8 protein-coding genes and 1 pseudogene are annotated in these 10618 nt (G+C 70.9%); 3 read left to right on the top strand and 6 right to left on the bottom strand.

All coding sequences use genetic code 11. The features are described 5' to 3' along the window. On the top strand, window positions 1–671 hold a 671-nt coding region (locus ACY35P_RS13580), incomplete at its 5' end, for a GGDEF domain-containing protein (protein ID WP_462116376.1). Window positions 672–674: 3 nt separating this feature from the next. Here the strand turns inward: ACY35P_RS13580 and ACY35P_RS13575 are convergent. The 4 genes and pseudogenes from ACY35P_RS13575 to ACY35P_RS13560 all read right to left on the bottom strand — a co-directional run bounded on the left by ACY35P_RS13575 (window position 675) and on the right by ACY35P_RS13560 (window position 5567). Further along, window positions 675–1469, bottom strand: coding sequence for a ferredoxin--NADP reductase (locus ACY35P_RS13575; protein ID WP_462116375.1), 795 nt, complete (start codon window positions 1467–1469; stop codon window positions 675–677). Window positions 1470–1500: 31 nt separating this feature from the next. Further along, entirely contained in the window at window positions 1501–2760 is a 1260-nt protein-coding gene (locus ACY35P_RS13570) for an App1 family protein (protein ID WP_462116374.1), read from the bottom strand. Between the two features lie 70 nt (window positions 2761–2830). Next, window positions 2831–3601, bottom strand: a complete 771-nt coding sequence (locus tag ACY35P_RS13565) for a murein L,D-transpeptidase catalytic domain family protein (protein ID WP_462116373.1) — start codon at window positions 3599–3601, stop codon at window positions 2831–2833. Between the two features lie 117 nt (window positions 3602–3718). Next, window positions 3719–5567, bottom strand: a pseudogene (locus ACY35P_RS13560) (ABC1 kinase family protein). Here ACY35P_RS13560 and ACY35P_RS13555 point away from each other — a divergent pair. Next, window positions 5482–6033 carry a DUF488 domain-containing protein gene (locus ACY35P_RS13555; protein WP_462116372.1) on the top strand — a complete coding sequence of 184 codons (552 nt, stop codon included), beginning with the start codon at window positions 5482–5484 and terminating at the stop codon, window positions 6031–6033. The pseudogene ACY35P_RS13560 and the gene ACY35P_RS13555 sit on opposite strands and share 86 nt — an antisense overlap. Window positions 6034–6057: 24 nt before the next feature. Here ACY35P_RS13555 and ACY35P_RS13550 read toward each other — a convergent pair whose 3' ends face one another. Beyond that, window positions 6058–8424, bottom strand: a complete 2367-nt coding sequence (locus ACY35P_RS13550) for a Tex family protein (RefSeq protein WP_462116371.1) — start codon at window positions 8422–8424, stop codon at window positions 6058–6060. 91 nt (window positions 8425–8515) lie between these two features. Continuing rightward, window positions 8516–9688, bottom strand: coding sequence for a PQQ-dependent sugar dehydrogenase (locus tag ACY35P_RS13545; RefSeq protein ID WP_462116370.1), 1173 nt, complete (start codon window positions 9686–9688; stop codon window positions 8516–8518). Window positions 9689–9880: 192 nt separating this feature from the next. On the opposite strand from ACY35P_RS13545, the gene ACY35P_RS13540 reads away from it, so the two are divergent. Beyond that, window positions 9881–10618 (top strand): hypothetical protein (locus ACY35P_RS13540; RefSeq protein WP_462116369.1); only part of this gene is annotated, 738 nt, incomplete at its 3' end.

The following is a 10618-nucleotide window of genomic DNA, read 5'->3' as shown; positions in this document are numbered from 1 at the left end:
ATCGCCGGCTCTCGGGCGACGTGGCGACGCTTTCGGAGCAGTCGCTGCATGATCCGCTGACGGGCGTCGCGAATCGTCGCCAATGCCAGCTGCTGATGTCGCGCCACGTCGGACGCACCGGTGACGCGCTGCCCGTCGGCCTGCTGTTGATCGACGTCGACTTCTTCAAGCGCGTCAACGACACCTGGGGCCATGGCGCGGGCGACCGCGTGCTGGTCGAGATCGCCTCGCGGCTGCGTGCGTTGGTGCGCGAACAGGACACCGTGGTGCGCTGGGGCGGGGAGGAATTCGCGCTGCTGCTGCCGGGCACGGGTCCGGAGGGCATGGCGGTGCTCGCCGAGCGTGCGCTGTTCGCGATCGGAAGCCAGCCCGTCGACATCGACGGGTCGCGCATCGACGTCACCGTCTCCATCGGCGGCGCGTTCTACCCGTTGCACCCCGGTGTCGACTGGCACCACGCCATGCACGTCGCGGACCTTGCGCTGTACCTGTCGAAATCCGGCGGGCGAAACCGCTCGACGTGCATCGCCAACGTCGCACGCGGCGCCGACGTTGTCGCGCTCGGGCGCGACCTCGCGGCCGCGCAGGCGCGTGGCGACGTGCGCCTGGTGGTGGGCGAGGGGCCCGTCGGCGGCGCCGTCGCGTTGGCCGCGGCGGTCGAGACCGCCTGAGCCTCACTTCTCGACGAAGGCGCGCTCGAAGACGTACTGCCCGGGCGTGCCGATGCGCGGCGCCGCGGCGAAACCGCGCGAATCGAGCAGCGCGCGGAAGTCCGCGAGCATCTGCGGGCTTCCGCAGATCATCGCGCGGTCGTGCTCGGCGTCGAGCGGTTCGATGCCGAGCTGCTCCATCATCCGCCCGCTCGCCATGAGATCGGTCAGGCGACCGCGATGGTCATGTCCGTCGAACACGAATTCCTCGCGCGAGACGGCGGGGTAGTAGCGCAGCTTCGCGGCGATCTGCTCGCCGAGGAACTCGTGCCGCGGCAGCTCGCGCTGCACGTAGTCGCGGTAGGCGAGGTCGGCCGCGCTGCGGACGCCGTGGCAGAGGATCACGCGTTCGAAGCGCTCGTAAGTCTCCGGATCCTTCACGATCGACAGCCACGGGGCGAAGCCGGTGCCGGTGCCGAGCAGGTACAGGTTGCGGCCCTTGTGCAGGTCGCTGATCAGCAGCGTGCCGGTCGGCTTGCGGCCGATGAGGATCGAGTCGCCGGGCCGGATGTGCTGCAGTCGCGAGGTCAGCGGGCCGTCCTGCACCTTGATGCTGAAGAACTCCAGTTCCTCTTCCCAGTTCGCGCTGGCGATCGAGTACGCGCGCATCAGCGGGCGGCCGTCGACCTCCAGCCCGATCATCACGAACTGCCCGTTGTCGAAGCGGAAGCCGTCGTCGCGGGTGGTGGTGAAGCTGAAGTAGGCGTCCGTCCAGTGGCGGACGTCGAGCACGGTCTCGGTGCCGAAAGGCGAGGACATCGGCGCAATCGAAAAGGCGGGACTCGCGATTTTATCCCACCGGCGGCGGCGATCCCGGCGCGGAGCGGCCCGCGTCCTCCACCGGCTGCGACAGGTCGGTCGCCGTTTCGCCCTGCACGGCGGCATCGGCCGCGGCGGCCGCCAGCGACGGGCGTTCGACGTCCCGCTGCACTTCCCGATGGACTTCGTCGACCCAGGCGGCGGCGATGAGGCCGAGGCCTGCGGCGTGCTCGGCGATCGCGCTGCTGTCGCGCGCGAGCAGCATGGGCACCCGGCCGCCGGCGACGCGCTCGAAGTGCGCGCCGACCGCCTTGTCGCGCGGTGTGTCGAGGTCGGGGTCGACATCGCGGATGTAGATCGCGGCGATCCGGTCGCCGAACTCCTCGGCCGCCTGCGTATAGAGCTCCGCGTCGGCCTGGCCGGAGTCGCCGAGCAATACCCAGCGCAACGACGGAAAGCGCGCGATGAGTTCGCGCGCGCGGTCGAGCTTGTGGCCGTGCCCGGCGGTCTTGATGAACTTGCCGACATCGGTGCCGAGATCGCGCAGGAAAATCGGCCCGGCCGGGATCGCGTTGAGCGCCATGAAGCCTTCGAGCAGGTCGTACAGGTTCCAGGGCGAACTCGAGACGTAGAAGATCGGAACGCGCCTGCTTCCGTCCGCGCCGGCCTGCAGCGCCTGGTAGAGCTTGGCCACGCCCTTGAGCGGTTTCCGGGTCCGCGCGTTGTGCAGGAACGTCAGCTGCGCCGCGGTCTTCCAGTTGGTGATGCCGCTCTGCAGGATCGTGTCGTCGACGTCGGAGATCACGCCGATGCGCGCCTCGGGATGCACCAGCAGCACCGGCTGCGGCGTGGCGAGGCTGCCGTCGCCGAGGCTGGCGGTCGCCTCCGACCACAGCGCGTCGACCGTGGCCGGGCCGGGCAGGGCGGCCTGGTAATAGCCTTCGTGGTCGGCCACCGCCTCGACCGCATGGGCGCCGAAGTGCACGTTGATCGGCACGTGCGGCACCTCGTCGCTTTCGAAGCGTCGGTAGGTGTTGAGCAGGTTTTCCCACCAGCCGTCCGCCTCGCCCGGGCCGCCCAGCGGCGGGTCGGCGAGCACGCGACCGATCATCTGCACGCCCGTCGCATCGCCCCAGCCACGGTACGCGGCGATGTGGCGGGGGCGGTACGTGCCGAACAGCCGACGGACGCCCCCGCGCGCCGCGTCGAGCACGTCGTCGGCGCGGATCACCGCGGACTGGAGGTGCCGCCGGACGAAAGCGGGCGACTGCGGCTCGGACGCGTCGGTCATCGGGGGCCTGAAACGGAACGGGCGGCCCCAGTATGGAGCCGCCCGTGCAGGGCCGATGTCGACGCCGGACTCAGCGCGTGGCGACGGTCCGGGTCGCGCGCGTCGGGCACGCCAGCAGGCGCGACTGGTGCAGCCAGCGGTTGTCGGGGTAGTACGAGAAGACGAACTGCCCGCCCTTCAGCGTGTCGATGATCTCGTGCGCCACCTGCGCCCGGACCGCCGGGCAGCCGTGCGAGCGGCCGATGCGGCCCATCTTCGCGACGAGGTCCGGATTCACGTAGGGCGCGCCGTGCATGACGATCGCACGGGCACGCGCGTTGTCGTTGAAGCCCGGCTCCAGGCCGTCCATGCGCAGCGAATAGCCGTTGTTGCCGCTGTACGTCTCCGCCGTGCGGAACAGGCCGAGGCTCGTCTGGTGGCTGCCGTCGTTGTTGGAGAACGCGCGGGCGAAGTTGTCGCCGCTGCCCTGGCCGTGCGCGACGTACTCGTTGTAGAGCACGCGCGGATTGCGCAGGTCGAACACCCACAGGCGCTTCTGCGTCGACGGCATCGAGTAGTCGATCACGGCGAGCTTCTCGCCCTGGCCCGTGGCGTCGCCCGACGCGATCGCGCACTCGCGCGCCTTGATCGCGAGGTCGATGACCTTCGGGTCGGCACCCGGTGCGAGCGCCGACAGACGCGACGCGAGCGAAAGCGACGGCAGTTCCTGCGGCGCCGCAGGCGCGGCCGGCAGCGGCGGCAGCACGGCCGCGCTGCGGTTGGCGATGTTCGGCTCGGCCGGGGAGAGGGCCGGCAGCAGGCAGCAGGCGATGGCCGAAGCCATGACTACGGAAAGGCGCATTCGACGGGTCCCGGTAGTGGACGCTTCAGGGACGTGCAATCCCGGTGAAGCTTTCCACTAGGTTAGACCAGTGAAATCCGCGTGCAAGCAGCGGTGTTCAGCCCGTTCAGGCTGGTCTCAATGCAGGCCCCGTTCCTCGTGCGGCTGCGCCCGCCGGTCGGTCAGCAACACGCTGATGACCACGAACAGGCCCAGGAAGGCCGCGATCAGGAAGAGGACGATCGCCACCGCGGGATAGCCGAACAGCGTATGGCCGGCGTTGGTGCGCATCATCAGGGCCGACGAGATCAGCAGGGCGGCGATGATCAGGCCCATCGTGATGCGGTTCGCGATCTTCTGGAGGTTCTCCATGAGCTTGGAGTCGTCCAGCCCGTCCAGACGCACCTGCAGCCGGTTGTCCGACAGCAGGGTCAACAGGTTGTTCAGCTTCCTCGGCGCCTCGCGCACGAGCCCCTCGACCTCGATCAGCTCGCCCGCCAGGCCCGCGGGCGACAGCGAGCGTCGCAGCCGCTTGCGCATCACCTCGTCGAGGTGCTCGCGCACGACCTGCTTGGCGTCCATGTCCGGATCGAGCGCGTCGCAGATCGATTCGAGGTTGAGCAGCGTCTTTCCGAGCAGGCTCAGCTCGGGCGGGGTGCGCAGGCCACAGGCGGTCGCGATCCGGGTGAGGTCCAGCACCAGCCGGCCTTCCGACACCGTGCGGCCGCCCGAACGTGCCGCGTACGTCGCGACCAGCTGGCCGACCTCGCGCATGTAGCGCTCCTCGTCGAAATCCTCCAGTCGCGTGCTGATCGAGATGCCTTCGGCGCCCACATCCTCGCCGCGGCCGTCGACCGCTGCGAACAGCAGCTTCAGCAGGCGGTCGCGCCGCTTCGGCGGCACGTGCGCGATCATGCCGAGGTCGAAGATCGCGAGCCGGCTGTCCTCGGTCAGCAACAGGTTGCCCGGATGCGGGTCGGCGTGGATCTCGCCGTAGACGAAGGCCTGGTCGAGATAGCCGCGCATCAGCGCGGCGGCGAGGTCGCCGAGGTTTTCCTCGGTGCGCTTGAGGCCCGAGATGTCGGTGACCTTCTGCCCACGCACCAGGTCCATCGTCAGCACGCGCTTGCCGCACAGGCTCCACACCGGCCGCGGTACGACGAGTTCCGGATACGGCTCGAGGCGTTCGCCGAAGCGCTGCAGGTTCTCGGCTTCGGTGCGGTAGTCGAGCTCGGCGAGCAGCGTGCGCGCGAACTCGTTCACCCAGTCGCCGAACTTCATGCGGCGGCCCATGTCGCTGTGCCGATCGATGCGCGCGGCGATGGAGCGAAGCGATTCGAGGTCCGTGCGAACGCTGGCGATCGCATCGGGGCGCTGCACCTTCACCGCCACCTCGCGACCGTCGCGCAGCACGCCACGGTGCACCTGCGCGAGCGACGCGCTGCCGAGCGGCGTCTCGTCGAGCTCGACGAACAGCTTGTTCGTGCGCACGCCGAGTTCTTCCTCGATGACGTCCCGCACCGACTCGAACGGCAGCTCCTGGACCTTGTCCTGCATGCGCTCGAGTGCGGCCATGTAGTCCGCCGGAATCATGTCCGGGCGCGTGGACAGCGCCTGGCCGAGCTTGATGAAGGTCGGGCCGAGGGCCTCGAGATCGTTGACGAATTCCTCCGGGCGGCCCTGCGGCGTCTCCGCCGCGGCTTCCGCGTCCTCGAGCACGGCATCCTGGTCGAGCCCGCTGAAGATGCCGGCGCTGCGGTACTTCAGCAGGAACTTGACGATCTGGGCCGTGCGCGCAAGGCCGGTGGTGTGCTCGGACATGGGGAGCTCTCCGTGAATCCCCGCAGCCTAGGCGCCCGGCCGTCAACGCCGCTTCATGTGCGGCGCGCGAGGCTTGGGCGATGGACGCCAGGCACACGCTGTGGACCGTCGGGCATTCGACGCATCCCTGGGACGACTTCGTCGCCATCCTGCAGCGGGCGGGCATCCGGGCGATCGCCGATGTCCGGCTCCTGGCGGGCTCGCGCCGGTTTCCGCAGTTCAACGACGATGCGATGGCGCAGGCGCTGCCGGCCGCCGGCATCGCCTACGTGCCGTTCCGCGACCTCGGCGGTCGACGCCGTCCGCGCAAGGACACGCGCAACACCGCCTGGCGCAACGCGGCCTTCCGCGGCTATGCGGACTACATGGAGACGCCGGCGTTCGACGCCGCGCGGGATCGCCTCGCGACGCTCGCCGCGTCCACCCCGACCGCGGTGATGTGCGCGGAGGCGGTCTGGTGGCAGTGCCACCGCTCGCTGATCTCCGACCGTTTCAAGGCGGACGGCTGGACCGTCCTGCACCTGCAGGGCGGCGGCCGCATCCAGGAACACCCATATACCGGGGCGGCGCGGATCGTCGATGGACGGCTCGACTATTCCGCACCGGAGGAACCGCAGCCCGACCTCTTCTGACGCGGCGAACGCGCCGCGCGAGGCTCAGTCCTTCTTCGCCCGCGCGAAGGCATCGGCGAGTGCGTTGCCCATGGGAGCGGCCCGCTGCGGCGGCGCCGGATCGCGGGGCCGGGGCGACGAGGGCCCGCGCCCGGACGGCGCACCGGCGCGCGCGGGTAGGGCGCGATCGCGTCCGCGCTCGGCATCCTGGCGTGGCGCGCGCGGCGCGGCGTCCTCCAGCCGGCAGCTGAGCGCGATGCGCTTGCGCGGCACGTCCACCTCCATCACCCGCACCTTCACGATGTCGCCGACCTTCACCACGTCGCGTGGATCCTTCACGTACGTGTTGGACAGTGCGGAGATGTGCACGAGGCCGTCCTGGTGCACGCCGATATCGACGAACGCGCCGAAGGCGGCGACGTTGGTGACGACGCCCTCGAGCACCATGCCGGGCCTGAGGTCCTTCAGGTCCTCGACGCCGTCGGCGAAGCGTGCGGCCTTGAACTCGGGACGCGGGTCGCGGCCGGGCTTCTCGAGCTCTTTCAGGATGTCGCGCACGGTCGGCACGCCGAAGCGGTCGTCGACGAACTGCTCGGGCCGCAGGCCACGCACGAAGGCCGCATCGCCCAGCAGCGCGCGGATCGGCTTGCCGGTAGAGGCGACGATGCGCTCCACGACGGGATACGCCTCGGGATGCACCGAGCTCGCGTCCAGCGGCTGGTCGCCGTCCGCGATGCGCAGGAAGCCGGCGCACTGCTCGAACGTCTTGTCGCCCAGGCGCGGCACCTTGAGCAGCTCCTTGCGCGACTTGAACGGGCCATTGGAATCACGATGCCGCACGATGTTCTCGGCCACCGTCGACGTCAGGCCGGAAACGCGCGCGAGCAGGGCAGCGGACGCGGTATTGACGTGCACGCCCACCGCATTGACGCAGTCCTCGACCTTCGCGTCGAGCGCGCGGGCGAGGCGGTACTGGTCGACGTCGTGCTGGTACTGGCCGACGCCGATCGCCTTCGGTTCGATCTTGACGAGCTCGGCGAGCGGATCCTGCAGGCGTCGCGCGATGGAGACGGCGCCGCGCAGCGAGACGTCGACGTCGGGGAACTCCCGAGAGGCGATCTCCGACGCCGAATACACCGATGCGCCGGCCTCGCTCACGACGATCTTGGTCAGCTTGAGGTCGCTCGCCAGCTTGATGAGGTCGGCGGCGAGCTTGTCGGTCTCGCGCGATGCGGTGCCGTTGCCGATCGCGATGAGCTCCACGCGGTGCTTCGTGCACAGGGCGCGCAGCGTGTGCAGCGACGCGTCCCACTGACGTCGCGGCTCGTGCGGATAGATGGTGTCGGTGGCGACCAGCTTGCCGGTCGCATCGACCACGGCGACCTTGACGCCCGTCCGCAGGCCCGGGTCCAGCCCGAGCACGGCGCGTGGCCCCGCCGGAGCCGACAGCAGGAGGTCCTTGAGGTTGTCGCCGAAGACGTCGATCGCCTCGGCCTCGGCCTTCTCGCGCGCCTGCGCGATCAGGTCGAGCATCAGGTGCAGGTGGAGCTTGGCCTTCCACGTCAGACGCGCGCAGTCCATGAGCCATTGATCGGCCGCGCGGCCTTCGTTGCGGATGCCGGCATGTTTCGCGACGCGGCCTGTCGCCGAGAGGTGGCCGGCGTCCGCATCGCTGCCGGGGTCGAGGTCGAGCTGCAGGAACTCCTCGCGGCGGCCGCGCAGCAGCGCGAGCATGCGGTGCGAGGGGATCTTCGCCAGCGGCTCGGCATGGTCGAAGTAGTCGCGGTACTTGGCGCCGTCGTTCTCCTTGCCCTCGATCACCTTCGCGCGGATGACGCCGACGTCGGTCAGCCACTGGCGCAGTGCACCGACGAGGGCCGCGTCCTCGCCCCAGCGCTCCATGAGGATCGCGCGGGCGCCGTCGAGGGCGGCCTTCGCGTCGGCGACGCCCTTTTCCGCATCGACGTACGCGGCCGCGACCGCTTCGGGCGATTGCGTCGAGTCCGCCAGCAGCGAATCGGCGAGCGGTTCCAGCCCGGCCTCGCGCGCGATCTGCGCGCGCGTGCGGCGCTTGGGCTTGTAGGACAGGTAGAGGTCTTCGAGGCGCGCCTTGCTGTCGGCGGCCAGCAGATCGCCGCGCAGCTCGTCGGTGAGCTTGCCCTGCTCCTCGATGCTCGCGATCACCTGTGCGCGGCGGTCTTCGAGCTCGCGCAGGTAGGCCAGGCGCGTCTCGAGCTCGCGCAGCTGGATGTCGTCGAGGCCCTCGGTGACCTCCTTCCGGTAGCGCGCGATGAAGGGAACGGTCGCGCCCTCGTCGAGCAGCGCGACGGCCGCCTCGACCTGTCGCGCCTGCGCGCCGATCTCCTCGGCGATACGGCGGGCGATGTGCTGGGCGGTGCTGCGATCCTGCATGGAGGCGTCGACGTCGGGAGCGGGGCGGCGATTGTGGCCGCCCCTCGAAGGACCGTCGACGTTGACAGTGCGGGGGTCCTGTGCGCCCGCCTCAGCGGGCGGCGGCCGTCGCCGGCGGCGTGATCCGCAGCAGTTCGCCGTTCCGGTCGTCGTCGGTCAGCACGTAGACGTTGCCATCGGCACCGACCCGCACGTCGCGGATGCGCGCCTTCCGGTCCTCGAGCAGGCGTTCCTCCGAAACGATTCGGTCGCCGTCGAGCGTCAGCCGGATCAGCGCGCGGTCGGCGAGGGCGCCGAGGAACAGGCTGTCGTTCCACGGCGACCCGGCGCGGCCGGTATAGAAGGCCATGCCGGAGAGGCCGGGCGACTTCATCCAGACGTGGTACGGCGATTCCATGCCGGGCACGTCGGTGCCCTTGGTTTCGGGGTAGGGGAACGGGGTCGCGTAATCCTTGCCGTGGCTGGCGATCGGCCAGCCGTAGTTCTTCCCCGCTGCCGGCAGGTTGATCTCGTCGCCGCCGCGCGGGCCGTGCTCGGCCTCCCACAGGCGGCCCGTGCGCGGGTCGACCGCCAGCGACTGCACGTTGCGGTGGCCGTAACTCCAGATCTCCGGGCGGGCGTTGTCGCGTGCCACGAAGGGGTTGTCGGCCGGCACCCTGCCGTCGAGGTCGAGCCGCACGAGCTTGCCCTGCAGCATCGTCAGGTCCTGCGCGCGCATGCGCTGGAAACGCTCGCCCTGGCTGATGAAGACGTGGCCGTCGCGGTCGAAGGCGATGCGCGAACCGAAGTGGTTCGGGCCGTCGAGCTTCGGGACCTGGCGGTAGATGGTGCGGAAGTCCACCAGGCGTTCGCCGTCGAGCCGCCCGAAGCCGGCCGCCGTACCCGCGGTGCCGTCCGGGCCGCCCTCGGCGAACGTCAGGTAGACGCGGCGGCTGGTGGCGAAGTCCGGCGCGAGCGCGACGTCGAGCAGGCCGCCCTGACCCTCCGCCCACACCGCGGGGACGCCCGCGATCGGGCCGGACAGGCGTCCGTCCGCGCCGACATGCCGCAGCCGGCCCGGGCGCTCGGTCACCAGGAAGCCGCCCTCGGGCAGCGGCGCGACCGCCCAGGGATGCTCGAGCCCGCCGACGACGCGGGCGACCGTCGGACTGCCCGGCGAGGCCGGTTCGGCGACCGTGGACGGGCGCTGGGAGGTCGCGTCACCGGGCCGGCAGGCGGCGAGGGCGACGACGAGCAGGGCAAGGCTGAGGCGGAGGCGAGGCATGGGAGGACTCCGGCGGGTGCGTGGGGTGGAGCGTGCAGCAGGGCCATGTGTGACCCCGTCGACATTGGCGCGCACGTTCGTCGCGCCCGGCATGGCGAGGTGCAATCGGCTGCACAGTTTGCAGCCTCAGTCCCTTCACAGAATGCCGTCAACGACCAGGAAGTGACGCGCTTCGTCGCACGCTCCGTACGGATGTCTCCCGATCCCGCGCCCCGCCCATCGCCCGTCGCCCCCGCGGCGGGCGCCCTCCGCCGCTTCCAGGCCGGCGGTCGACTGCTGCGCGCGCCGCTGGCATTCGCGGCGCTGGTCGGCATGGCCCTGGCGGTCGCGCTCCGGCTGCTGCCCGCGCTCGCGGCCAGTGGCGTGGCCGGACTGGTAGCCGGCGCGTGGTTGGGCCTCTGGATCGCGCGACCGCTGGCGGGCCGCGCCGACCTGCGCGGCCTGCTGCCGGCGTTCGGCATCGCCGGCGGACTGGCCGCCGTGCACGTCGCACCGGTGCACATCGGCCTCGCGACGCTCGCGATCACCGCCGCCGTCGCCGCCGCGAAACTGGCGACGGCGCGGCTGCATGCGACGCACGAGTGGGACGACCCGGCCGCCTCCACCGCCGCGCTCGCGATGCTCGCCGGCGCCGTGTTGTTCGTCGCGCTCGGTGCGCGCCTCTCGCCGACCCTGTGGCCCACGTTCGACCCGCTGCAGGCCGTAGCGCTGCTGCTCGGTGCGCTGTCGGGCTACGCGAGCGGACTGACCCTCGGCGCGGCCGAACCCGAAGACCCCTTCGCCCCGCAGCCGCATCGTGCGGCGCCGGTGGTCGCCCTCGTGCTGGTCGCGGGGGCGGCGCTCGCGGCGCAACGCTGGCCCGCGCTCATGCCCGTGCTGGCGATCGCCCTGCTGGTGCCTGCGGCCGGCGGGCGCCCGCGACTCGTCGGC

Source organism: Lysobacter xanthus, from assembly GCF_047159895.1.
Note: the sequence above shows the minus strand (reverse complement) of the source record. Positions and strands in the feature narration are given on the sequence as shown.

Bases quoted from the DNA above. Each gene is read 5' to 3' on its own strand.
- ACY35P_RS13545 (WP_462116370.1), bottom strand. From the start codon at position 9,688: ATGCCTCGCCTCCGCCTCAGCCTTGCCCTGCTCGTCGTCGCCCTCGCC.
- ACY35P_RS13550 (WP_462116371.1), bottom strand. From the start codon at position 8,424: ATGCAGGATCGCAGCACCGCCCAGCACATCGCCCGCCGTATCGCCGAG.
- ACY35P_RS13570 (WP_462116374.1), bottom strand. From the start codon at position 2,760: ATGACCGACGCGTCCGAGCCGCAGTCGCCCGCTTTCGTCCGGCGGCAC.
- ACY35P_RS13575 (WP_462116375.1), bottom strand. From the start codon at position 1,469: ATGTCCTCGCCTTTCGGCACCGAGACCGTGCTCGACGTCCGCCACTGG.
- ACY35P_RS13555 (WP_462116372.1), top strand. From the start codon at position 5,482: ATGGACGCCAGGCACACGCTGTGGACCGTCGGGCATTCGACGCATCCC.
- ACY35P_RS13565 (WP_462116373.1), bottom strand. From the start codon at position 3,601: ATGCGCCTTTCCGTAGTCATGGCTTCGGCCATCGCCTGCTGCCTGCTG.